This is a genomic window from Micromonospora sp. WMMD729 (assembly GCF_049315225.1).
Taxonomy (GTDB): domain Bacteria; phylum Actinomycetota; class Actinomycetes; order Mycobacteriales; family Micromonosporaceae; genus Micromonospora.
Genome location: NZ_CP186059.1, coordinates 2,018,325 through 2,041,810, shown reverse-complemented (window position 1 = coordinate 2,041,810; position 23,486 = coordinate 2,018,325). Strand labels below are relative to the sequence as shown.

The following is a 23,486-nucleotide window of genomic DNA, read 5'->3' as shown; positions in this document are numbered from 1 at the left end:
ACCGACCGCTCGGCCGAGGTGGACCGGCGATCGGGTGGACGACGTCGTCCCGACATCCCCTCAACGAGGCTCGACACCAGGCGGTAGCTCTCCCTGGTCGATCGCCGTCCGGACGTAGTCGAGCAGGATCCGGCGCAGCTCACGCCCGGCGTGCGTCGGCACCACGTCGCGGCGGCGGGCGACCGCGATGGTCCGCGTCACGCCGGGGGCGGCCAGCGGGGTGATGCGCACCCCGGGGCGCCGGGCCAGCACGATCCCGGGTACCAGCGCGATACCGAGCCCCGCCTCGACGAAGCTGAGGACCGCGTCCATCTCGCCGCCGTCCACCGCGAAGGTGGGCTCGAAGCCCGCCTCCCGACATGCCGCGATGGTGGCGTCGCGCAGGTCGTAGCCCTCCCGGAACATCACCATCGGCAGGTCGCGCAGGTCGGTGATGTGCAGCTCACCCGTCGCCGAGGCGGTCGGCACCTCGTCCACCGAGGCCACCACCAGGCTCTCGCGCAGGATCGGGTCGACCCGCAGGCCCGGGTCGGCGCCCTGCGACGGCATGATGATCAGCGCCAGGTCGAGGTCCCCGCGCAGCAGGTCACGGACGAGATCCTGCGAGCCACCCTCCTCGACGCGCAGGTCGACCGTGGGGTGCGCGTCGCGGAAGCGCCGCAGCACCGGCGGGGCGAGCGAGGTGGCCAGGCTCGGGGTCGCGCCGAGTCGTACCCGCCCGCGCCGCAGGCCGACCAACTCCTGCACCTCCCGGGTCGCGGTCTCCACGTCGGCGAGGATCCGGGTCGCCAACGGCAGCAGCACCTCCCCGGCCGCGGTGAGGGCGATGTTGCCCCTTACCCGCTCGAACAGCGGGGCTCCGAGGTCGGTCTCCAAGGCGTGAATTTGCTTACTCAACGAGGGCTGGGTTATGCCGACGATGTCGGCGGCTTGGGTGAAATGTCGTACTTCGGCCACCGCAACGAAGTACCGGAGCTGATGGAGCTGCATCTACATAGCTTATGGCTATCAACACTGCGAGTTCGATGCATTGGACGACTGATCAAAGTGCTCCTAGCGTCGGTCCCGTGGTAATGACGAAAACTCGGTCGCCCATCCGCTCCAACGTCGGCCTCAAGGCCGTCATGGCGGTGACGGGCATCCTGCTGGTGCTGTTCCTGATCGCGCACATGCTCGGGAACCTGAAGGTGTTCACGGGCCAGGTGTCGTTCGACCACTACGCGCACTGGTTGCGTGACATCGGCAAGCCACTGCTGCCCGGTGTCTGGTTCCTGTGGATCCTGCGCACCGTCCTCGTGGTGGCCGTCGTCGCCCACATCTGGGCCGCCACCGTGCTCGCGCTGCGCGCCCGCGCCGCCCGCCCGGTGAAGTACGCCCACCGCAAGAAGGTCCGCGGCAGCTACGCGGCCCGCACCATGCGCTGGGGTGGCGTGATCATCCTGCTGTTCGTGATCTACCACCTGCTGGACCTCACCACCGGCACGTTCAACCCGGTCGGCAACGAGAGCAAGCCGTACGGCAACGTCGTCGCCGACTTCGCCCCGGAGCGCTGGTACGTCACGCTCTTCTACACCCTGGCGATCGTCACGCTCGGCTTCCACCTGCGCCACGGCGCGTTCAGCGCGTTCCGCAGCCTCGGGCAGCAGACGCCCCGGGGCGAGCGTCGGGCCCGTACCGCCGCCCTGGTCTTCGCCGTCGTGCTCTGCGCCGGATACCTGGTGGTCCCGTTCGCCGTACTCACCGGATTGGTGTCCTGACATGGAACTCTTCATCGAGGGCGACCCGATCGCCGACACGAAGGCGCCCGCCGGCCCGATCGACAAGCGCTGGGAGACCCGGCGCTTCGAGGCCAAGCTGGTCAACCCGGCCAACCGCCGCAAGATGACGGTGATCGTGGTCGGCACCGGCCTGGCCGGCGGATCGGCCGCCGCGACGCTGGCCGAGCAGGGCTACCACGTCAAGTCGTACTGCTACCAGGACAGCCCGCGCCGCGCCCACTCGATCGCCGCGCAGGGCGGCATCAACGCCGCCAAGAACTACCGCAACGACGGCGACTCCGTGCACCGGCTCTTCTACGACACCGTCAAGGGCGGCGACTTCCGCTCCCGGGAGTCGAACGTGCACCGGCTGGCCGAGGTCTCCGTCAACATCATCGACCAGTGCGTCGCCCAGGGCGTGCCGTTCGCCCGCGAGTACGGCGGCCTGCTGGACACCCGCTCCTTCGGTGGCGCGCAGGTGCAGCGCACCTTCTACGCCCGGGGCCAGACGGGCCAGCAGCTGCTGCTCGGCGCGTACCAGGCCCTGGAGCGGCAGATCGGCCTCGGCAACGTGGAGATGAACGCCCGGCACGAGATGCTGGAGCTGGTCATCGTCGACGGCAAGGCGCGCGGCATCGTCGTCCGGGACCTGGTCACCGGCGAGATCAGCACCGAGATGGCCGACGCGGTCGTGCTCGCCTCCGGTGGGTACGGCAACGTCTTCTACCTCTCCACCAACGCCAAGGGCTGCAACGTCACCGCCACCTGGCGGGCGCACCGCAAGGGCGCGTACTTCGCCAACCCCTGCTACACGCAGATCCACCCGACCTGCATCCCGGTCTCCGGCGACCACCAGTCGAAGCTGACCCTGATGAGCGAGTCGCTGCGCAACGACGGCCGGGTGTGGGTGCCCAAGCGCAAGGGCGACGACCGCAGTCCCAAGGACATCCCCGAGGACGAGCGGGACTACTACCTGGAGCGGATCTACCCGTCCTTCGGCAACCTGGTCCCCCGCGACATCGCCTCCCGCGCCGCCAAGAACGTCTGCGACGAGGGCCGCGGCGTGGGGCCGACCAAGCTCGGCGTCTACCTCGACTTCGCCGACGCCATCGACCGGCTGGGCCGCAAGGCCATCGAGGCCAAGTACGGCAACCTCTTCGAGATGTACGAGCGGATCACCGGCGAGGACCCGTACGAGGTGCCGATGCGGATCTACCCCGCCGTGCACTACACGATGGGCGGGCTCTGGGTCGACTACGACCTCCAGTCCAGCATCCCGGGCCTGTTCGTGATCGGCGAGGCGAACTTCTCCGACCACGGCGCCAACCGGCTGGGCGCCTCGGCGCTGATGCAGGGCCTCGCCGACGGCTACTTCGTGCTGCCCACCACCATCGCCAACTACCTGGCCTCCGGCCCCCTGGACAAGGTCGACGCCAGCCACCCGGCGGCGGTCGAGGCGCGTACCGACGTCGAGGACCGGATCCAGCGGCTGCTGGCGGTCAACGGCGACCGGACCGTGGACTCGTTCCACCGGGAGCTGGGCCAGATCATGTGGGAGCACTGCGGCATGGAGCGCTCCGAGGCCGGGCTGCGCAAGGCGATCGGTGAGATCCGCGACCTGCGCGAGCAGTTCTGGCAGCGGGTCAAGGTGTCCGGCACCGGCGAGGAGCTGAACCAGTCGCTGGAGAAGGCCGGCCGGGTGGCCGACTTCTTCGAGCTGGCCGAGCTCATGTGCATCGACGCCCTGCACCGCGAGGAGTCCTGCGGCGGTCACTTCCGGGCCGAGCACCAGACCCCCGACGGGGAGGCGCAGCGCGACGACGACAAGTTCGCGTACGTCGCGGCCTGGGAGTTCACCGCCACCGGTGAGCCCTCGGTGCTGCACAAGGAAGACCTGAAGTTCGAATACGTCCACCCCACGCAGCGGAGCTACAAGTGAACCTGACCCTGCGCATCTGGCGCCAGAAGGGCCCTGAGGACAAGGGTCGGATGGTGACCTACCCGGTCGACGACGTGTCCCCGGACATGTCGTTCCTGGAGATGCTCGACGTGCTCAACGAGCGGCTGATCCTCGCCGGCGAGGACCCGGTGGCGTTCGACCACGACTGCCGCGAGGGCATCTGCGGCATGTGCGGCCTCATGATCAACGGAGACGCCCACGGGCCGCAGCGCGGCACCACGGCGTGCCAGCTGCACATGCGACAGTTCTCCGACGGCGACACCATCGACATCGAGCCGTGGCGGGCCAGCGCCTTCCCGGTGGTCAAGGACCTGGTGGTCAACCGGAGCGCCTTCGACAAGATCATCGCCGCCGGTGGCTACATCACCGCGCCCACCGGCAGCGCGCCCGAGGCGCACTCCACCCCGGTCGCCAAGGCCAACGCGGACGCCGCCTTCGAGTCGGCGGCCTGCATCGGCTGCGGCGCGTGCGTAGCGGCCTGCCCGAACGGCTCCGGCATGCTGTTCACCGCCGCCAAGCTCACCCAACTCTCGCTGCTGCCGCAGGGCCAGCCCGAGCGCTACACCCGGGTGATCGGCATGGTCGACGCGCACGACGAGGCCGGCTTCGGCGGCTGCACCAACGCCGGCGAGTGCACGGTGGCCTGCCCGAAGGGCATCCCGCTGAACACGATCGGCCGGCTCAACCGCGACTACCTGTCGGCCACCACGAAGGGCGGCAACACGCCCGGCTCCTGACCCTCCCGGCTCAGGCCACCCTGACCGCCGCGCTCCGATCATCGGGCGCGGCGGTCAGGCGTTGAGGTCCCACACCCGGCCTGGCGCGACTGGCCCGCGCGGGCAAGATCCACTCGACATCGGCGAGGTGGCGGTGTCCTGGCGCCGGGATACCGCCACCTCGGCGCAATGGAGTCGATCATGCGGCAAGCGGCGCTCGGCGTGCGTGCCGATGCGGCGCAACGCCGTGGGCAACAGGTGCGATGCGCGCGACTCGCACCGCTTCCCGAACCCGTCAACGGGCAACAGGGCAAGACCAACTCAGCCTCCAGGAAGTCGGCCCGTCCAGGGGCCCGCAACACCCCGACTTCCTGGAATCCGAGTCGATCAACAGGGCCACCCACGAGCGGCCACGCCACGCCGAGCGCGGACGGCGACCAGCGCGGGCTGGGGGCGGCCGTGCCCGGCGCAGGGATCAAGCCTGACCGCCCGGAGCCGGGCACGGTCGCCCCCAGCCCCAACCGCAACCACCCACAAGCCCGGCACGGTCACCCCCCAGCCCCAACCGCAACCACCGACAAGCCCGGACCACCGGTTCAACTCCCCCTGCCCGGGTAGCAGTCAGGCAGGACCGAGGGAGGGCAGCCGGACATGAAGGCGTTGACCTGGCAGGGCAAGCGGGACGTACGGGTCGAGGAGGTGCCCGATCCCCGGATCGAGGAGCCGACCGACGCGATCGTCAAGATCACCTCGACGGCGATCTGTGGATCGGACCTACACCTGTACGAGGTGCTGGGGCCGTACCTGAAGCCCGGGGACATCCTGGGACACGAGCCGATGGGGATCGTCGAGGAGGTCGGCGCGGAGGTCACCGGCCTGCGGCCCGGCGACCGGGTGGTGGTGCCGTTCAACATCGCCTGCGGCGACTGCTGGATGTGCCGGCGTCAGCTCTACGCCCAGTGCGAGACGACCCAGGTGACCGGTGAGGGCAAGGGCGCGGCGCTGTTCGGCTACACGTCCCTCTACGGCTCGGTGCCCGGCGGCCAGGCCGAGTACCTGCGCGTTCCGCAGGCCCAATTCGGGCCGATCAAGATCCCGCAGACCGGCCCGGACGAGCGCTACCTCTACCTCTCCGACATCCTGCCCACCGCCTGGCAGGCGGTGAAGTACGCGGACACCCCGCCCGGCGGCACCCTGGCCGTCTTCGGGCTGGGCCCGGTCGGCCAGTTCTGCGCCCGCATCGGCCGCCACCTCGGCGCCGGACGGGTGATCGGGCTGGACCTGGTGCCCGAGCGGCTGGAGCTGGCCCGCCGGCACGGCATCGAGGTGCTCGACGTACGCGAGTTGTCCGACGTGCCGGGCGCGCTGATCGACCTGGTCGACGGGCGTGGCCCGGACGCCGTCATCGACGCGGTCGGCATGGAGGCGCACGGCTCGCCGGTCGGCAAGCTCGCCCACGCGGCCGTCGGGCTGCTGCCGGACAAGCTCGCCCAGTCGATGACCGACCGAGCCGGCATCGATCGGCTGAGCGTCCTGCACGCCGCGCTCAAGGCCGTCCGTCGCGGCGGCACCGTCTCGCTCTCCGGTGTGTACGGCGGCGAGGCCGACCCGATGCCCATGATGGAGATGTTCGACCGGGGCATCCAACTGCGGATGGGGCAGTGTCACGTGCGCCGCTGGGTCGACGAGATCATGCCGCTGCTCGCCGGCGACGACGACCCCCTCGGCGTGGAGGATCTGCGTACCCACCGGCTGCCGTTGAGCGACGCGCCGCGCGCGTACGAGATGTTCCAGAAGAAGGAGGACGGCTGCATCAAGGTGGTCCTGGAGCCGTGAGTCGGGTGGTGGTGGTCGCGGGCGCGACCAGCGGGATCGGCCGGGCGACGGCCCGGGCGTTCGCCGAGCGCGGCGACCGCCTGGTCCTCGCGGCCCGCGCGCCGCAGACTCTCGCCGAGGTACGCGCGGAGTGTGCGGCCGTCGACGTCCTGACCGTGGCCACCGACGTCACCGAGGCGGGCGCGCTGGAGGCGTTGGCGCAGGCGGCGATCGAGCGGTTCGGTCGCATCGACGTCTGGGTGCACACCGCGGCGGTGATGGCCTACGGGCGTTTCGACGAGCTGCCGGAGCGGGTGTTCGACCAGGTGGTACGCACCGATCTACTGGCCGCCGCCGGCGCGGCCCGGGTGGCGCTGCGGCACTTCCGGGCGACCGGCGCCGGCACGCTGATCCTCACCGGTTCGGTGCTCGGGCACGTCACCGCCCCGTACATGAGCGCGTACGTGGCGAGCAAGTGGGGTTTGCAGGGGTTGGCCCGGACGGTCCAGCAGGAGCTGCGGGACAGCCCGGGCATCCGGCTGTGTCTGGTCAACCCGGGCAGTGTGGACACACCGGTCTATCAGCAGGCGGCCAACTATCTCGGCCGCGTCGGCCGCCCACCACCGCCGGTCGCCGGGCCGCAGCGGGTGGCCCGGGCCATCGTCGACTGCGTGGACCGTCCACGCCGGGAGGTGTCGGTGGGCCGGTTGAACGTGCTGCTGCGGGCGGGCTTCACGGTGCTGCCCGGCGTCTACGACGTGCTGGTCGGCCCGTTGATGCGGCTCGCCGGCCTCAGCGGGCGGCCGGTCGCGGCGCACGACGGCTCGGTTTTCGCGCCGAACCCGGCCGGCGAGGCGGTCCGTGGCGGCCACCTGCCCGACCTGCGAGAACTCGGCCGAGTGGTGTCCAGGCCGGCCGGGCAGCTCCGCGTCGCGGCGGCCGGCGCGATCGGCGCCGCGCTGCGCCGACGGCCCGGGTGAGACTGTTCGGGGGTGTTCGGGACCGTTCGGAATCCTTTTCGGGGGCATCATGGATAGATCAACTCGCCTAGCGTGGGGGGCCGGCAGGCGCTCCGGCGCCCCACGACGGGAGAGACGATTGACCATCCGACTGAACCGCAGGACCGCCCTCGGACTGGGCACGGTGGCCACCGCCGGTACGGTGCTCGCCGCGACCACTCCGGCCAGTGCCGCCGAGGCGACACCGACCACTCCCGCCCAGGCGGCCCGGCGGGTCGCCGCCGTCTTCGGCCGGCACCGCGCCGAGGCCGGCGGCAACTGGCAGGCGTACGTCAGCGTGGCCGACCCGGCGGGCGCGCCGGTGGTGGCGGTGGCGGCCGAGGCCGACCGGCGGATCGAGGCGTACAGCGTCAACAAGATCGCGGTCGCCACGGCGGTGTTGGACAAGGTCGACCGTGGACTGCTGACGCTGGACCAGCGGGTCGAGGTGACCGCGGCGATCGTGGTGCCGGGTGGTGACGGCATCTTCAGCCTGGACGGCGCGTACCCGAGCAGCGTGACGCTCGGCCATGTGCTGGCGAACCTGCTGACCGTCTCGGACGACACCGCCGTACGGCTGTGCGGGCTGGTCGCGCCCGCCGCCGAGATCAACTCGATCCTGGTCGCCAAGGGCTTCCCGAACACCCAGGTCGAGCCGGTGGCCAACCCGAACCGGTTCTTCCTCGGCACGAGCACCCCATCCGAGACCCACGACCTGCTGCGGGCCCTGGTCGCCGGCACGCTGCTCTCGCCGGCCTCGACGGCGCACCTGCTCGGGCTGCTGCGCTCCCCGGTGGCCTTCACCGACGGCATCCGGCGCACCATGTCCTCGGACGAGCGGGCCCGGATCGCCACCAAGGCCGGCTGGTTCGCCGACGCCCGGCACGAGGCCGGGGTGATCTTCGACCGGTCCGGCGCGGCGGTGCTCACCTACGCGCTCTTCGCCGACGGGCAGGCCGACCCGGACAACTTCGGTGCGACCCACCCGGCGGTACGGGCGCGGGCCGCCATGGGTCCGAAGTTCCTCGCCGCGGTGGACCGGCTCGGGGGCACGGGCACCACGTACCGGACGACCGTCCAGCGGCCCAGCAACGGCGGCTGACTCCGCTGCCGGGCCGGTCGTCGGGGGACGACCGGCCCGGTGCCGGCGACCGCCGGGGCGGGAACCGTCAGGGGGAACTACCGTGTAGTGCGGGACACGGCGGAAGGACGGCGATGACGCCAGCGGGACGTACGGACGGGCAGGGGTCGCTCGGGCGACGGATGCGGGCGACCGCGGGACTGGCCGCGCTGGCCGGCCTGGCCTGGATGGCACGGGACGTGCCCGCGGCGCTGGGCGGCCGGCTCGCCGGGGCCCGGGCCGAGCGGGCGGCCCGTTCGCCGCAGTTCCGCGACGGCACGTTCCACAACCAGGCCGACGTCCGCACCATGGTCGCCGCCGAACCGGGTCGCAACCTGGTCCGGGAACTGATCTTCGGCAAGCAGAAGCGCCGCCCCAGCGCGCCCGTGCCGCTGTTACGGCCCGGCACCTCGCCGGCCGCCGACACCGCCGACGAACTGAACATCGTCTGGTACGGCCATGCCTCGGCGCTGATCGAGATCGAGGGCCGGCGGGTCCTGCTCGACCCGGTGTGGAGTGACCGCTGCTCGCCGTCCGGCGCGGTCGGCCCGCGTCGGCTGCACGAGCCGCCGGTGGGCCTGGACGAGCTACCGCCGCTCGACGCCATCCTGATCTCCCACGACCACTACGACCACCTGGACATGCCGACCGTGCGGGCGCTGGTCGCCGGGCAGTCGGCGCCGTTCGTGGTGCCGCTCGGCGTGGGGGCCCACCTGGATCGGTGGGGGGTGCCCGCCGAGCGGATCATCGAGCTGGACTGGTCCGAGTCGCACCGGGTCGACGGGTTGGAGATCACCGCCACCGCCGCCCAGCACTTCTCCGGTCGCGGGCTGCGCCGCGACGGCACGCTCTGGAGTTCCTGGGTGGTGGCCGGGGCACGGCGCAAGGTCTTCTACACCGGTGACTCCGGCTACTTCTCCGGGTACGCGGCGATCGGCGCCGAACACGGGCCGTTCGACGTGACGCTGATGCAGATCGGCGCGTACGACCGGGCCTGGCCGACCATTCACATGTTCCCCGAGGAGGCGGTCGACGCCCACCTCGACCTACGCGGCGGGCTGTTCATCCCGGTGCACTGGGCGACGTTCAACCTGGCCCTGCACGACTGGTCGGAGCCGGTGAACCGGCTGTGGGCCGAGGCGAAGGCCCGCGACGTGCGACTCGCCGTGCCCCGCCCGGGCGAACGGGTGGTGGTCGACGACCCGCCGGCCGTAGACGGCTGGTGGCAGTCCGTCGCGTGACCCTCAGGCAAAGGCGAGCATCGCCTGAGGCAGCCCGTCAGAGCACGAAGGCGTCGGTCCAGAGCGCGCCGGAGCGCCCGGAGAGCGCGTCCAGCATGGCGACGGCCTGGCCGTCGGTGAGCTGCGCGACGAAATCCACGATGGCGCGTCCCCGGGCCCGGCCGATCCGGTGCGGCGTACGCGGATGCAGCTCCGCCTCGGCCAGCTCGACCAGGTCGTGCAGCCGGCGGGGCAGCCGGGACTCCTCCTCCGGGTCGAGCAGCCACTCCCACAGCGCCTCGACCAGGGTGCCCAGCAGCCGGGCCTGACCACGCTGGTGCAGGGCCAGGTCGGGGCGGGCCAGCACGAACCGGTGGTGGACGAACTTGAGCACCTGCACCTCGTGCCACTGGGCGCAGCCGAGCAGCACATGACCGGAGCGCACCGACGGCTGATCGGTCACGGTGATCGCCTCGACGAAGCGGGTGGACCAGCGGGCGGAGAACCGCGCCACGTACTGCTCCGCCTCGATCGAGCCGTCGAACGGCATCGCCAGCAGCCCGTCCACCAACTCCTCGCGGACGTGCTCGACGGCGGCGGCGAACGCGTCGTCGTCGGCCACCCAGGCGTCCTTGCGGTGCAGTTGCCGACGCAGCCGCTCGATGGCGGCGCCGGGCCGCCGGGCCGAGGTGGCCAGCGCCGCGTCCGTGATCGCCCGGAAGTGTCCGCTCTCGCGCTGCCAGGCGATCAACTCGGCGGACACCGCGCCCTGCTGGAGCACCCCGACCCGGTAGAAGTCCTCCACGTCGTGGATGGCGTACGCGATGTCGTCGGCGGTGTCCATGACGGACGCCTCGACGGTCTGCTGCCAGTCCGCGATGCGGCCGACGAACGGCTCCCGGGCCTGCCGCAGGTCGTCCAACTCGGTCCGGTACGCCCCGAACTTCAACGACCCGCTCTCCGGGTCGTCGGGTGGCGGGGTGGCGCCCCGCGGCGGCGGGTCCAGCAGGCGCGGGTGGGGGTCGGGGTAGTCCAGCCGGGTCCACGGGTACTTCAGCAGCGCCGCGCGGACCGCGGCGGTCAGGTCCAACCCGGTGGTGGCCGCGCCCCGGATCTCGGTGCTGGTGACGATCCGGTACGACTGCGCGTTGCCCTCGAACCCGTCGGCGAGGCCGAGACGCTGGCGGGCCAGCCGGTCGAGTACCCGCTCCCCCAGGTGGCCGAACGGCGGGTGACCGAGGTCGTGCGCGAGAGCGGCGGCCTCCACCACGTCCGGGTCGCAACCACCGAGCTTGTCCAGCAGGTCACGCCACCGGTCGTCGGCCGTCAGCCGCTCGGCGACGGCACGGGCCACCTGGGCGACCTTGAGGCTGTGGGTGAGCCGGTTGTGCACCAGCAGACCGGAGCCGACCGGGCTGATCACCTGGGTGACCCCACCGAGCCGGGCGAAGAACGGCGAGCCGACGATCCGGTCCCGGTCGGCGCGGAACGGGTTGGCCGCGAGGTCGCCGAGGGCCCGGGCGCTGCCGCCGAAGAGCCGCCGGGCGCGCGGCTCCGCAGGTGATTCCATGATCGCCACGCTAGCGCAGGCCCGGTAGGGCCGTCGCCGGGTCGCCCGGCCGGGTGCGGCGACAGTGGCCGGGGACGCCCGGCACAATGCAGCGGTACCCCACTTCCGAAGGCGGATCGAGATCGTGACCCAGTCTGTTCATCAGCGGATCGCCGACGAACTCGGCGTGGCCGAGCGTCAGGTGCGGGCGGCCGTGGAGCTGCTCGACGGCGGCGCCACCGTGCCGTTCATCGCCCGCTACCGCAAGGAGGCCACCGGCCTGCTCGACGACACCCAGCTGCGCACCCTGGAGGAGCGCCTGCGTTACCTGCGGGAGCTGGACGAGCGGCGGGCCGCCGTGCTGGAGTCGATCCGCGGCCAGGGCAAGCTGGACGAGGCCCTGGAAGCGCAGATCATGGCCGCCGACTCGAAGTCGCGGCTGGAGGACATCTACCTGCCGTACAAGCCGAAGCGGCGGACCCGGGCGCAGATCGCCCGCGAGGCCGGTCTCGCGCCGCTGGCCGAGACGCTGCTGGCCGACCCGAGCCAGGACCCGCGGGCCACGGCCGCCGGGTACGTCGACGCGGAGAAGGGCGTCGCGGACGCCGCCGCCGCGCTGGAGGGCGCGCGGGCCATCCTCATCGAGACCTTCGCCGAGGACGCCGACCTGATCGGCACGCTGCGCGAGCAGATGTGGTCGCGGGGCCGGCTGGTGTCCCGGGTACGCGAGGGGCAGGAAACCGCCGGCGCGAAGTTCGCCGACTACTTCGACTTCTCCGAGCCGTACCCGAAGCTGCCCTCGCACCGGATCCTGGCCATGTTCCGGGGCGAGAAGGAGGGCGTGCTCGACCTCACCATGGAGCCGGACGAGGCGGGCGAGGCCGACGCCGTACCGACCGGCCCCAGCCGGTACGAGGCGATGATCGCCGGCCGGTTCGGGGTGTCCGACGCCGGCCGTCCGGCCGACCGCTGGCTGGCCGACACGGTCCGCTGGGCGTGGCGTACCCGGGTCCTCATCCACCTCGGCGCGGACCTGCGGATGCGGCTGTGGCAGGCGGCCGAAGAGGAGGCCGTCCGGGTCTTCGCCACCAACCTGCGGGACCTGCTGCTCGCCGCGCCGGCCGGTACCCGGCCCACGATGGGCCTGGACCCGGGCCTGCGGACCGGGGTCAAGGTGGCCGTGGTCGACGCCACCGGCAAGGTGGTCGCCACCGACACCATCTACCCGCACGAGCCCCGTCGGCAGTGGGACGCGTCGATCGAGACCCTCGCGCGGCTGGCCGGCGCGCACGGCGTGGAGCTGGTCGCGATCGGCAACGGCACCGCCTCCCGCGAGACCGACAAGCTGGCCGCCGACCTGATCAAGCGGCACCCGCAGCTCAACCTGACCAAGGTGATGGTCTCCGAGGCCGGCGCGTCGGTCTACTCCGCGTCCGCGTACGCGGCCCAGGAGCTGCCCGGAATGGACGTGTCGCTGCGCGGCGCGGTCTCCATCGCCCGCCGTCTCCAGGACCCCCTCGCCGAACTGGTGAAGATCGACCCGCGCTCGATCGGGGTCGGCCAGTACCAGCACGACCTGTCCGAGGTGAAGCTCTCCCGGTCGTTGGACGCCGTCGTGGAGGACTGCGTGAACGCGGTCGGGGTGGACGTCAACACCGCCTCCGCGCCGCTGCTGACCCGGGTCTCCGGGATCGGGGCCGGGCTGGCCGAGAACATCGTGCTGCACCGGGACGCCAACGGGCCGTTCCGGTCACGGACCGAGCTGAAGAAGGTGGCCCGGCTCGGGCCGAAGGCGTTCGAGCAGTGCGCCGGCTTCCTGCGCATCCCCGACGGTGACGACCCGCTGGACTCGTCAAGCGTGCACCCCGAGGCGTACCCGGTGGTCCGGCGCATCCTCGCCAGCACCGGCCAGGACCTGCGCGCGGTGATCGGCAAGAGCGCGATCCTGCGCGGGCTGCGCGCCACCGACTTCGTCGACGACCGGTTCGGCCTGCCCACCGTCACCGACATCCTGGCCGAGTTGGAGAAGCCGGGCCGTGACCCACGGCCGGAGTTCCGTACCGCCACCTTCGTCGAGGGCGTGGAGAAGATCAGCGACCTGACGCCGGGGATGGTGCTGGAGGGCGTGGTCACCAACGTGGCCGCGTTCGGCGCGTTCGTCGACGTCGGCGTGCACCAGGACGGCCTGGTGCACGTATCGGCAATGTCCCGGACCTTCGTGAAGGACCCCCGCGAGGTGGTCAAGTCCGGCGACGTGGTCAAGGTCCGGGTGCTCGACGTGGACGTACCCCGCAAGCGGATCTCCCTGACCCTGCGCCTGGACGACGACCCCGCCGCCACCGGTGGTGGTCGGACCAGCCAGGAGGGACGCGGCGGCCCGGCGCAGCGCGGACCGCAGGGCGGTCGCGGCAGCGGCGGGCAGGGCGGCAGCGGCGGGCAGGGCGGTCGCAGCGGCCAGGGCGGTCGTGGTGGGCAGGGCGGTCGCGGTGGGCAGGGCGGTCGCGGTGGGCAGGGCGGTCGCGGCGGCCAGCAGCGGCAGGGCGCGCCGGCGCCGGCCAATGACGCGATGGCGGAAGCCCTGCGCCGCGCCGGCCTGGCCTGATCCGCCTACCGGCGTGATCGCATACACACCAGGCCCTCGGCGGGCGCTGTAGAGCTGCCCCATTTCTGGGGCAGCTCTACAGGCTCCGTCGGCGGGAGACGAACGGAAATCCGTTCGCGTGCCGGCGGAACCGGAGTGATGATCTCGCGATGCGGATGCATGCCGATCAGGTGGACGTGAGCGTGGACATGGTCACCGCGCTGGTGGCCGAGCAGTTTCCCCGGTGGCGGGAGCTGCCGGTGCGACCGCTGTCCTCGACCGGCACGGTGAACGCCCTGTTCCGGCTCGGTACGGAGATCGTCCTGCGGTTTCCGCTGCGGCCTTGCGCCGACCCGGAGCTCCGCGCCGAGCTGCGGCGGGAGCAGGAGTACGCCGTGCTGCTCGGCGCGCACCTGCCGGTCGCGGTGCCCGAACCGCTCGGGCTCGGCGAGCCGGGTGAGGGGTACGCCGGGCCGTGGTCGGCGTACCGGTTCATTCCCGGGGAGACGGCCGAGCCGGACCGGATCGGCGACCTCGACGTGTTCGCCCGTGACCTGGCCGAGGTGGTGGCGGCTCTGCGCCGCATCGACGCCGGCGGCCGGTCCTGGGCGGGGTCCGGCCGGGGTGGACCGCTGGCCGACCACGATGCCGGTGTGCGGGCCGCGCTCGCGGCCAGCGCCGGGCTGACCGACACCGCTCGGCTCGCCACCGTCTGGGACCGGTGCCGGGAGGCGCCCCGGCACGATCGCGCCGACGTGTGGATCCACGCCGACCTGATGCCGGGCAACCTGCTGGTCCGCGACGGTCGGTTGGTCGCCGTCATCGACCTGGGCACGGTGGGCGTGGGCGACCCGGCGGTGGACCTGGTACCGGCGTGGCACCTCTTCGACGCCGGCTCGCGCCAGACGTACCGGCAGGCGTTGGGGGTGGACGACTCCACCTGGGAACGCGGGCGCGGCTGGGCCCTGGTGCAGGCGATCAACGCGCTGCCGTACTACGTCGAGACGAACCCGGTGATGGCCGACACCGCCCGGCGTACGCTGCGGGCCGTCCTCGACTGAGCCGGTCGCGTACCGTCGGCTCGTGGGTGCGGACGACGGCCTTCAGTGGCGGGAGCGGCAGCGGCAGGCGGTGCGGGCGCACGCGGACGCCGACGCGCGGCGGCGTGCCGCCGAGCAGGCCGAGGCGGCGGAGCTGGTGGCCTGGTTCGTGGCGGAGGCGACCCGGCGAGGGCTGCCCACCACGCGCCTGGTGGCCCGGGGTTACGACGGACGCGGGCGTTACCGGACCCGGCTCACCGGCTGGTACGTCGACCGGGCCGGCACCCGGGCGGTGGACGTGGCCGGCCGGTTCCATCTGCTGACCGTCCCGGGCGGCCTGCGGGCCCGGCTGTTCGGCGTCGACCCGCAGCCCAGCCCGGCGCCGCTCGTGGTCGGGGCGGGCGGCCGCGACGGCGAGTCGATGCCGTTGCGGACGCTGCTCAGCCGGCTGCTGGACGACGCGCCCGGCGGGTCCGCCGCGCCAGGTTCCACCACCACGCCTGCTGCACCAGGAGAGTGAGCAGTCCGGCGAGCACGATCGCGGCCACGTTGATGACCAGTTGGAGAGCGGAGCCGGCGGCCTCGTCCCACACCCCGTAGGCGGCGGCCACCGCGACGTTCGCCGCGGCCGGCACGGTGGTCACCGAGATCAGCACCCCGACCAGGCTGCCCGACTTCTTCGACGTCAGGGAGAGCATCCCGGCCACCCCGGCGAGCAGGCCGACCACCCAGGACAACGCGTCCGGCCGCCAGATGAAGTCGGTGAGCGGGCGTGGGGCGAGCAGCATCTCCCGACTGACCAGGTCGGCGGCGGTAAGCGCCCAGGTGCTCAGCACGGTGACCACCATGGCCGCGAGAAAGCCGACGCTCAGGGCCAGGACCGAACGGCCGATCACGTCGAAGCGACGACGCAGCAGCGCCACGCAGAGCGCGGCGAGCGGGCCGAACTCCGGACCGACCACCATCGCGCCGACGATGAGGATCGGTTGGTCCAGCAACACACCGATACCGGCGATCATGGTGGCCACGACGATCAACACCAGGTAGGTGCCGGACAGCTCGGTCTGCTCACCGGTCTTCGCCGCGATCTCGTCCCAGACGATCGCGTCGGCGCCACTGCCGGGCGCCCGCGCCGCGGCCTCGTCGGCCGACGCGGAGATGGTCAGTTCGACGTCGTCGGCCGCGATGCCGCCGCTCGTCTCGACCCCGAGCTGCCGCAGACCGTGCAGCACGCCGTCGGCACTCTCCCGGACCACGTCGCAGAGGATCAGGTCGCCCTGCGGTTGGCGGGCCGCGCCCGGCAGCACGGCCAGGTGCGTCACGCCCGCCTCGCCGGCCAGCAGGTCGACGACCGCCGAGGATCGGTCCGCCGGGGCGATCACCCTCAGGTGCAGCACTCGTTCTCCCAGGTGTCGGTGGCGCGCTGTCGGCCCGGCAGCACTGTAGTCGGCCGAGTCATGGCCGGCCGATGCGGCACGGCGACCCGGACGGCGGGGGCGGACAGGCCCAATCGACGCGGATTTGCCGAAACCACTCACACGCCCTCATAGACCCTGTTACAACCAATCTGGTCTTTTGTCACGTCCGATCGGAGGCATCGTCCGTGGACCTGATCCAGCACCGTTCGCCCGTGGCGCCGCGCAGCGGCGGCCTGGCAGTGACCGATCCGGTTTACCTGTCCCCACCGGACATCGGTGAGCTGGAAGAGGCCTGTCTTCTGCGCGCGATCCGCGGCGGCCGTTTCGACCCCGAGGGGCCGGAGTTGGGCGCGTTCGAGCGGGAGGTCGCGGCACGGGTCGGGGTCGGGTACGCCCTGGGCCTCTCCTCCGGTACGGCCGCGTTGCACATGGCGTTGCTCGCCGTGGGAGCCGGCCCGGGCAGCGTGGTGGTGGTACCCACGCTCACCTTCGCCGCCACCGCCAACGCGGTGATCTACACCGGCGCCGAACCGGTCTTCGTGGACTGCGAGGCGGCCACCGGCAACCTCGACGTCGACCTGCTCTCCGACCTCCTCGGCCGGCTCGCCGACGCCGGCCGGCGGGTCGCCGCCGTGCTGGCCGTCGACATCAACGGGCGCTGCGCCGACTACGACCGGCTGCTGCCGCTCTGCGCGGCCACCGGCGTCGCGGTGGTGGAGGACGCCGCGCAGGCGCTCGGCTCCACCTACCGGGGGCGGAGCGCCGGCACGTTCGGCCGGGTCGGCATCTACTCGTTCAGCCACAACAAGATCATGACCACCTCGGCCGGCGGCATGCTGGTGTCCGACGACGCCGGAATCGTCGCGCGCGCCCGCCACCTCGCCACCCAGGCCCGCGAGCCGGTGCCGCACTACGAGCACCGCGACGTCGGCTACAACTACCGGCTCAGCACGCTGCTGGCCGCGCTGGGCCGGGCGCAGCTGGGCCGGCTGGACACGATGATCGCCCGCCGGCGCGCGCTGCGCGACCGGTACGAACGCCTCTTCTCGGCGGTGCCGGGCACCCGCATCCTCGGGGCCGGCGACGCCGGCTCGAACTGCTGGCTGACCTCCGTCGTGGTCGAGGCCGAGCGCGCCGGCTGGCACGCCGAAGACCTCGGCCGGCACCTCGCCACCCGCGGCGTGGAGACCCGGCCGATGTGGAAACCGATGCACCGCCAACCGGTGTACGCCGACCGGCAGGTCGCCCTCACCGGCGTCGCCGACGAACTCTTCGCCAGCAGCCTCTCCCTGCCCAGCGGCTCCGCCCTCACCGACGAGCAGGTCGAACGGGTCCTCGACGGGATCGTGGAGTTCCTCGAGGGCCCCCGATGAGCCGCCGCTACGACACCGTGAAGCGGATCCTGGACGTGCTCGTGGCCGCCGTCGCGCTGCTGGTGGCCACGCCGGTGCTCGCCGCCGTGGCGCTCGCCGTCCTGGTCACGATGGGCCGCCCGGTGCTGTTCCGGCAGGCCCGACCGGGCCGGCACGGACGCCTGTTCGAGCTGGTCAAGTTCCGGTCGATGACCGTCGGCGGCGAGGAGGGCGCACCGGCCAACGACGCCGCCCGGCTCACCCCGTTCGGCCGCTGGCTGCGCACCACCAGCCTCGACGAGCTGCCGCAGCTGTGGAATGTCCTGCGCGGCGAGATGAGCCTGGTCGGGCCGCGCCCGCTGCTGCCCGTGTATCTGGGCCGGTACACCCCCGAGCAGTTCCGCCGCCACGACGTCCGGCCCGGCATCACCGGCCTGCAACAGGTGTACGGACGCAACGCGCTGAGCTGGGAGGAGCGCTTCGACCTCGACGTGCGGTACGTGCGGCAGCGCTCACTCGGGTTGGACCTGCGCATCCTGCTGCGGACGGTCCGCACCGTGCTGCGCCGCGAGGGCATCACCGCGGCGGGTGCGGCCACGGCGCACGAGTATCTCGGCCCACCCGAGCTGGCTGTGGCCGCGCCGGCGACGGCAGAGGCCCACCCGTGAGCCTGGACCTCGTCATCGTCGGCTGCGGCGGGCACGGCCGGGAGGTGCTCGGCATCGTCCGGGCCGTCAACGCGGCCGCGGCCGACGGGCCGGTGTGGCGCGTACGGGGCTTCGTCGACGACCGCCCGAGCGAGGTCAACCTGAAGCGGGTGCACCAGCTCGACGTGCCGTACCTGGGTGTCAGCAACCGTCTCGGCGACCAACCCGCCGGCACGTACCTTGCGCTGGGCATCGGCGACCCGGACGCCCGCCGGGAAGTGGACGGCCGGCTGGCCGGGTACGGGCTGCCGGCCGCCACGCTGGTACACCCGGACGCCACCCTCGGCCCGGACGTCGTCAACGGCGAGGGCCTAATCGCGTTCGCCGGCGCCCGGGTGACGACAAACGTCACGCTCGGCCGCCACGTGCACCTCAACCAGAACAGCACCGTGGCACACGACTGCGAGCTGGGGGACCACGTCTCGGTCAACCCGCTGGGCGCGGTGTCGGGCGACTGCCGGTTGGGTGACGGGGTGCTGATCGGCGCCGGGGCGGTGGTGTTGCAGAAGCTGCGGGTGGGCGCCGGCGCGATCGTCGGCGCGGGAGCGTGCGTGGTCCGGGACGTGCCGGCCGGCACGGTGGTCAAGGGAGTACCGGCCCGGTGAGCGCTCCGGGCGTGGCTCACCCGCTCGGTGTGCGTCCTCTGCGCGTCGTGGTGCTGGTGAAGACGAACGCGGGCGGATTGTGGCTGCTGCCCCAGGTCGAGGAGCTGCGCCATCGGGGCCACGAGGTGACAGTCGTGCTGCCGGCCGGCAACGGGCAGCTCACCGACGAGTTGGCCCGGCGGGGCTTCGAGGTGATCGCCTCCCCGTACGACTTCACGCTGGGTCCGTACGCGCCGGTCTGCCTGGTGCGGCTGCGCAGGCTGCTGCGGCGGCTGCGCCCCGACGTCGTGCAGTACCACCTGATCGCCTCGGCGTACGCGGTGCGGTTGGCCACTGTGGGCATGCCGGTGCGTCGGGTGCACATGGTGGCCGGCCCGGCGTACCTGGAGTCCCGCCTGGTGCGGTCCGTGGAGCGGTTCATGTGGCGACTCGACGACGTGGTCATCTGCGGCTGCCGCTACGCCTCCGCCCGCTACGGGGAGCTGGGTTGCCCGCCGCAGCGGCGGCCGGTCGCGGTGTACGGCGTGGACACCGACGCCTTCAGCCCGGACGCCACCCGCCCGGACCAGCGGGCGAAGGTCCGCGCCGAGCTGGGCATCGACCAGGGCGCGTTCCTCGCGGTGATGGTCTCCTACGTCTACCCACCCAAACGCCTGGTCCACTCGGGTCGGGGGGTGAAGGGGCACGAGGTGCTGCTGGCCGCGTGGCGTACCTTCCGTCGCCGGCATCCGGACGCGCATCTGCTGCTCGTCGGGGGCGGCTGGACGGCCGCCGGGGAGAGCTACCGGCGGCAACTCGGCGAGCGCTTCGAGGTGACCGACGATCCCGGAACGACCTGGGTGGAGTCGGTTCCGGACGTGCGGCCCTGCTACGCCGCAGCCGACGTGAGCGTGTCGCCGTCGCTCTGCGACAGTCCGGGCGCGGCGGTCGAGGCCGGTTCGATGGGAGTGCCGAGCATCGTCAGTGCGGCCGGTGGGCTACCCGAGGCGGTCACCGACCGTTCCGGCTGGGTGGTGCCGCCCGGTGATCCGACCGCCCTGGTGGACGCGCTCGAGGCGGCGTACAAGGGTTGGCGGGCCGGGACGCTCACCCTGCGCGGACGGCTCGCGCGGCAGCACGTACTGGCGTCGTTCGACGATCTGCGGGCGGCGGCCGAGGTGGCCGACATCGTGGAGGACGTGGCGACCCGTCGTCGGTGAGCACGACGCGGGCGGCCGGTGGCCGGTCCCGCCGGACCACCGACCGCCCGCGCGGGCGGCTCAGTGGCGGATGCCCGCCCAGTCGTGGTGCCGCCGCACGGTGGAGAGGATGAAGTCGACCACCCGTCGGGAGGTGTCCGGCACCTGGTAGTCGACCGGGCAGGGCACCCCCTGCGCGGCGACCTGCGCCACCGTCACCTCGACGGCCTCGACGACGCCCTGCGGGTCGAGGCCGGTCATGATGATGCCGCCCGCGTCGAGCGCCTCGGGGCGTTCGATCGACTCGCGCAAGGTCACCGCCGCAAAGCCGAGGATGGCGGCTTCCTCGCTGATCGTGCCGCTGTCCGACAGGGTGCAGTACGCCCGGGTCTGCAGGTGCACGTAGTCGAGCAGGCCGAACGGTTCGTGGAAGGCGATGCCGTCCAGCGCGGTGGCGTCCGGCGCCAGCGCCTCCAGCCGCTTGCGGGTGCGCGGATGGGTGGAGACCAGCACCGGCAGATTCCACCTGTCGCGGACCGCGACGAGGCAGTCCAGCAGCCGCTGGAGCCGGTCGGGCCGGTCCACGTTCTCCTCCCGGTGCGCGCTGACCAGGAAGTAGCCGCCCTGGTCCAGTTCGAGCTGGCGCAGGATGGTGGAGCCGGCGATCGGCGCCCGGTAGTGCTCCAGCACCTCGCGCATCGGCGAGCCGGTGTGCAGGATCCGGCGCGGGTGCAGGCCCTCGGCGAGCAGGTTACGCCGGGCGTGCTCGGTGTAGACGAGATTGAAATCGGCCACATGGTCGACCAGGCGCCGGTTGGTCTCCTCCGGCACGTTCAGGTCGAAGCACCGGTTGCCGGCCTCCATGTGGTAGACCGGCACCCGCATCCGGCGGGCCATCAGCGCCGCGATGCAGCTGTTGGTGTCGCCGAGGACGAGCAGGGCGTCCGGACGTACCTCGGCGATCGCCGCCTCCATGCCCACCAGGACCCCGCCGAGCACCCGACCCAGCGACGAGGTGTCGACCCGCAGGAACCGGTCGGGCTCCCGCAGGCGCAGCTCGGTGAAGAACACGTCGGAGAGGGTGGTGTCCCAGTTCTGCCCGGTGTGCACCAGCGTGTGGTCGACGGTGTCGTCGAGCCGGCTGAGCACCCGGGACAGTCGGATGATCTCGGGACGGGTGCCGACGACGGTCATCACCCGGGTCATGTGCTCTCCCTCCGCAGGTCTGTCACCGGACGCCGGCCGGCACCCGGTGCACCTCACCGACCGGTTCCGGCCATGTGTCGGGCCGTTCCGGGTCGAACAGCTCGTTGGTCCAGAAGAGGGTGAGCAGCTCGTCCGGACCGGTGTTGGTGATGTTGTGCGCCCACATGGTCGGCATGTCGATCACGACCGGCTCGTCGCCGCTGACCGGGAACCGGACGACGTCGGTGTCGCCGACGCGACGCAGGCTGATCTCGGCGGTGCCGCGCAGAACCACGAACCGCTCCACCTTGGCCAGGTGGAAGTGCTCGCCCCGGGTGATGCCGGGTCGGGTGGTCGAGCAGAACGTCTGCCCCGTTCCCCCATGCGTCTTGACCGTCTCGACCAGCGCGCCCCGGGCGTCGGTCCGGACGGGCAGGGCCAGCGGGTAGTGCGCCGGAAAGCAGTGCGAGCGGTAGGTGTTGAACAGCCGCACGTCGTGCCGGTCGCGCAGCGGCGGGATCTCTCCGGTGCGGTAGCTGCCGGCGTAGCTGGTGAGCTGGTCGGCCAGGTCACGGACGCCGATCCGCAGCGCCGGCAGGCCCGGGTCCCAGGAGCCGCCGGCCGGGACGCCGGCCAGCCGGGCCGCCGCGTCGGTGACGTGCACCAGGTCCAGCTCCCGGTCGCCGTGCACGTCCGGCTGTCCGCCCTCGGCGAGCAGTCGGCAGAACGTGGCGACCGCCGAGTTGTAGAAGGGTCGGCCGTGCTCCCCGTACAGGTTGGGCAGCAGCAGATCGTCGAGCGGCACGCCGGTGTCGGCGAGGATGCCGGCGGCGGTCGCCTTGGCGTCGCCGTACGGGGTGCCGTTGCCGGCCTGCACCGAGTTGGCGAAGACGACCTGCGCGGGCGGCTCCGGGCAGGCCCGCAGGCCGGCGGCGAGCTGGGCCGCGAGCTGCACGTTGCCGGCGGCGACGTCGGCGGGCTCACCGCGGTTGACCCCGGCCAGGTGCAGGACCCGGTCCACTCCGGCGAGCTTGCCGGCCACCACCGCCGGGTCGGTGAGGTCGGCGCGGCTCAGCACGGTCGGCTCGGGCCAGCCGAGCGCGTGCAGCAGGACCCGCACGTGCCAGCCGAGGAAACCGCCGGCACCGGTGACGGCGAGGCTCAGCACGCCAACACCGGGTCGCGCAGCGCCAGCTCCGCCCGGATCTCCGGCAGCGTCTTGAGCAGCTCGACCACCTCGGGTACGCCGAGTCGCCGCGCGTTGGCCGAGTTGAAGTCCTCGCGGGGCACCTCGCCCAACTCTCCCTCGGAGACGTAGAGCGCGTAGTTGAGGTCGCGGGCGTCCAGTGGCACCCGGAAGAAGTCGCCGAAGTCCTCGGCCTGGGCCAACTCCTCCCGGCTGGCGAGGGTCTCGTGCCACTTCTCGCTGTGCCGTACGCCGATGACCTCCAGCTTGAACGGCACGTCGAAGAGCTGGCAGACCGCCTCAGCGAGGTCGCTGATGGTGCAGGCGGCGGCCTTGCGGATGAACACGTCGCCGGGGTGTGCGTGGTGGAACGCGTGCTCGACCAGGTCGACCGAGTCGGCGAGCGACATCAGGAACCGGGTCATCATGGGGTCGGTGACGGTGAGCGCCCGGCCGGCCTTGATCTGTTCGACGAAGAGCGGGATCACCGAGCCGCGCGAGTACATCACGTTGCCGTAGCGCACACAGGAGACGGTGGTGGAGCTGTTCGGGTTGTTGCGGGCGTACGCCTGGGCGACCTTCTCCATCAGCGCCTTGCTCATGCCCATGGCGTTGACCGGGTACACGGCCTTGTCGGTGCTGAGCACGACCACCGAGCTGACCCCGTTGTGCGCGGCGGCCTCGACCACGTTGCCGCTGCCGAGGATGTTGGTACGCACCGCTTCGAGCGGGAAGAACTCGCAGGAGGGCACCTGCTTGAGTGCCGCCGCATGGAAGACGAAGTCGACACCCCGGGTGGCCCGCAGCACGGTGTCGACGTCCCGGACGTCGCCGACGTGGTAGCGCACCCGTTCGTCGCCGAGCGAGCGGCGCATGGCCTCCTGCTTCGCCTCGTCCCGACTGAGGATCCGCACCTCGGCGACGTCCCGGTCGAGCAGGCGGCGGGCCATGGTCTGTCCAAAGGATCCGGTCCCGCCGGTGATCAGCACCCGACGGCCCGCGGTCATTGCGCTCATTGCTTCTCCCGTTTCAGCCTCTGACGGGCGGTTGCCACCCGCCAGCCCGGGCGCAGCGCGCTACGCGCTGTCACACGGGCGCC

At 72.3% G+C, this 23,486-nt stretch carries 20 protein-coding genes; 14 read left to right on the top strand and 6 right to left on the bottom strand.

All coding sequences use genetic code 11. The features are described 5' to 3' along the window. Positions 1 to 60: 60 nt before the first annotated feature. Positions 61 to 990, bottom strand: a complete 930-nt coding sequence (locus ACN263_RS09340; RefSeq protein ID WP_422739410.1) for a LysR family transcriptional regulator — start codon at positions 988 to 990, stop codon at positions 61 to 63. Positions 991 to 1,073: 83 nt separating this feature from the next. On the opposite strand from ACN263_RS09340, the gene ACN263_RS09335 reads away from it, so the two are divergent. From ACN263_RS09335 to ACN263_RS09305, 7 genes are all read left to right on the top strand, one after another. After that, positions 1,074 to 1,757 carry a succinate dehydrogenase cytochrome b subunit gene (locus ACN263_RS09335; protein WP_422739409.1) on the top strand — a complete coding sequence of 228 codons (684 nt, stop codon included), beginning with the start codon at positions 1,074 to 1,076 and terminating at the stop codon, positions 1,755 to 1,757. 1 nt (position 1,758) lies between these two features. Beyond that, positions 1,759 to 3,696: a fumarate reductase/succinate dehydrogenase flavoprotein subunit gene (locus ACN263_RS09330; protein ID WP_422739408.1), complete on the top strand. Its 1,938-nt coding sequence runs from the start codon at positions 1,759 to 1,761 to the stop codon at positions 3,694 to 3,696. Beyond that, on the top strand, positions 3,693 to 4,454 hold the full coding sequence (locus ACN263_RS09325) for a succinate dehydrogenase/fumarate reductase iron-sulfur subunit (RefSeq protein ID WP_422739407.1): 762 nt from the start codon (positions 3,693 to 3,695) through the stop codon (positions 4,452 to 4,454). Before ACN263_RS09330 ends, ACN263_RS09325 begins: the two co-directional genes overlap by 4 nt. A gap of 630 nt (positions 4,455 to 5,084) precedes the next feature. Continuing rightward, positions 5,085 to 6,269, top strand: coding sequence for a zinc-dependent alcohol dehydrogenase (locus ACN263_RS09320; protein ID WP_422739406.1), 1,185 nt, complete (start codon positions 5,085 to 5,087; stop codon positions 6,267 to 6,269). Further along, positions 6,266 to 7,228 (top strand): SDR family NAD(P)-dependent oxidoreductase, encoded by a 963-nt coding sequence (locus ACN263_RS09315; protein WP_422739405.1) that lies wholly within the window; start codon positions 6,266 to 6,268, stop codon positions 7,226 to 7,228. Before ACN263_RS09320 ends, ACN263_RS09315 begins: the two co-directional genes overlap by 4 nt. Positions 7,229 to 7,346: 118 nt before the next feature. Further along, on the top strand, positions 7,347 to 8,348 hold the full coding sequence (locus ACN263_RS09310) for a serine hydrolase (RefSeq protein WP_422739404.1): 1,002 nt from the start codon (positions 7,347 to 7,349) through the stop codon (positions 8,346 to 8,348). Between the two features lie 113 nt (positions 8,349 to 8,461). Beyond that, on the top strand, positions 8,462 to 9,607 hold the full coding sequence (locus ACN263_RS09305; RefSeq protein ID WP_422739403.1) for an MBL fold metallo-hydrolase: 1,146 nt from the start codon (positions 8,462 to 8,464) through the stop codon (positions 9,605 to 9,607). Positions 9,608 to 9,644: 37 nt separating this feature from the next. Here ACN263_RS09305 and ACN263_RS09300 read toward each other — a convergent pair whose 3' ends face one another. Then, positions 9,645 to 11,156: a deoxyguanosinetriphosphate triphosphohydrolase family protein gene (locus ACN263_RS09300; protein WP_422739402.1), complete on the bottom strand. Its 1,512-nt coding sequence runs from the start codon at positions 11,154 to 11,156 to the stop codon at positions 9,645 to 9,647. Between the two features lie 121 nt (positions 11,157 to 11,277). On the opposite strand from ACN263_RS09300, the gene ACN263_RS09295 reads away from it, so the two are divergent. The 3 genes from ACN263_RS09295 (at position 11,278) to ACN263_RS09285 (ending at position 15,276) form a co-directional block, all read left to right on the top strand. Beyond that, on the top strand, positions 11,278 to 13,737 hold the full coding sequence (locus ACN263_RS09295) for a Tex family protein (RefSeq protein WP_422740647.1): 2,460 nt from the start codon (positions 11,278 to 11,280) through the stop codon (positions 13,735 to 13,737). A gap of 149 nt (positions 13,738 to 13,886) precedes the next feature. Beyond that, positions 13,887 to 14,777, top strand: coding sequence for an aminoglycoside phosphotransferase family protein (locus ACN263_RS09290; RefSeq protein WP_422739401.1), 891 nt, complete (start codon positions 13,887 to 13,889; stop codon positions 14,775 to 14,777). A 22-nt stretch (positions 14,778 to 14,799) separates the two neighbouring features. Continuing rightward, positions 14,800 to 15,276 (top strand): hypothetical protein, encoded by a 477-nt coding sequence (locus tag ACN263_RS09285; RefSeq protein WP_422739400.1) that lies wholly within the window; start codon positions 14,800 to 14,802, stop codon positions 15,274 to 15,276. On the opposite strand, the gene ACN263_RS09280 is transcribed toward ACN263_RS09285, so the two are convergent. Continuing rightward, positions 15,197 to 16,153: a DUF389 domain-containing protein gene (locus tag ACN263_RS09280; protein ID WP_422739399.1), complete on the bottom strand. Its 957-nt coding sequence runs from the start codon at positions 16,151 to 16,153 to the stop codon at positions 15,197 to 15,199. The two genes, ACN263_RS09285 and ACN263_RS09280, sit on opposite strands and share 80 nt — an antisense overlap. A gap of 233 nt (positions 16,154 to 16,386) precedes the next feature. Between ACN263_RS09280 and ACN263_RS09275 the strand changes: the two genes are divergently transcribed. From ACN263_RS09275 to ACN263_RS09260, 4 genes are read left to right on the top strand one after another with little or no spacing between them, the layout of a single operon-like run. After that, complete coding sequence (locus ACN263_RS09275; RefSeq protein ID WP_422739398.1) at positions 16,387 to 17,547, top strand: DegT/DnrJ/EryC1/StrS family aminotransferase; 1,161 nt, start codon at positions 16,387 to 16,389, stop codon at positions 17,545 to 17,547. Continuing rightward, entirely contained in the window at positions 17,544 to 18,194 is a 651-nt protein-coding gene (locus tag ACN263_RS09270) for a sugar transferase (protein ID WP_422739397.1), read from the top strand. The genes ACN263_RS09275 and ACN263_RS09270 overlap by 4 nt, the downstream gene beginning before the upstream one ends. Further along, positions 18,191 to 18,838 carry a NeuD/PglB/VioB family sugar acetyltransferase gene (locus tag ACN263_RS09265; protein ID WP_422739396.1) on the top strand — a complete coding sequence of 216 codons (648 nt, stop codon included), beginning with the start codon at positions 18,191 to 18,193 and terminating at the stop codon, positions 18,836 to 18,838. The genes ACN263_RS09270 and ACN263_RS09265 overlap by 4 nt, the downstream gene beginning before the upstream one ends. Continuing rightward, a complete protein-coding gene (locus tag ACN263_RS09260) occupies positions 18,835 to 20,037 on the top strand; it encodes a glycosyltransferase (RefSeq protein WP_422739395.1) in 1,203 nt (400 codons plus the stop codon). The genes ACN263_RS09265 and ACN263_RS09260 overlap by 4 nt, the downstream gene beginning before the upstream one ends. Before the next feature lie 60 nt (positions 20,038 to 20,097). Here ACN263_RS09260 and wecB read toward each other — a convergent pair whose 3' ends face one another. The 3 genes from wecB to ACN263_RS09245 are packed head-to-tail and all read right to left on the bottom strand — an operon-like array spanning position 20,098 to position 23,403. Next, on the bottom strand, positions 20,098 to 21,222 hold the full coding sequence (gene wecB / locus ACN263_RS09255) for a non-hydrolyzing UDP-N-acetylglucosamine 2-epimerase (RefSeq protein WP_422739394.1): 1,125 nt from the start codon (positions 21,220 to 21,222) through the stop codon (positions 20,098 to 20,100). A gap of 22 nt (positions 21,223 to 21,244) precedes the next feature. Further along, the gene (locus tag ACN263_RS09250; protein WP_422739393.1) at positions 21,245 to 22,369 is read right to left on the bottom strand and encodes an NAD-dependent epimerase/dehydratase family protein; all 1,125 of its coding nucleotides are present in this window, start codon (positions 22,367 to 22,369) and stop codon (positions 21,245 to 21,247) included. Continuing rightward, positions 22,363 to 23,403 (bottom strand): polysaccharide biosynthesis protein, encoded by a 1,041-nt coding sequence (locus tag ACN263_RS09245; RefSeq protein WP_422739392.1) that lies wholly within the window; start codon positions 23,401 to 23,403, stop codon positions 22,363 to 22,365. The genes ACN263_RS09250 and ACN263_RS09245 overlap by 7 nt, the downstream gene beginning before the upstream one ends. Positions 23,404 to 23,486 lie beyond the last annotated feature (83 nt).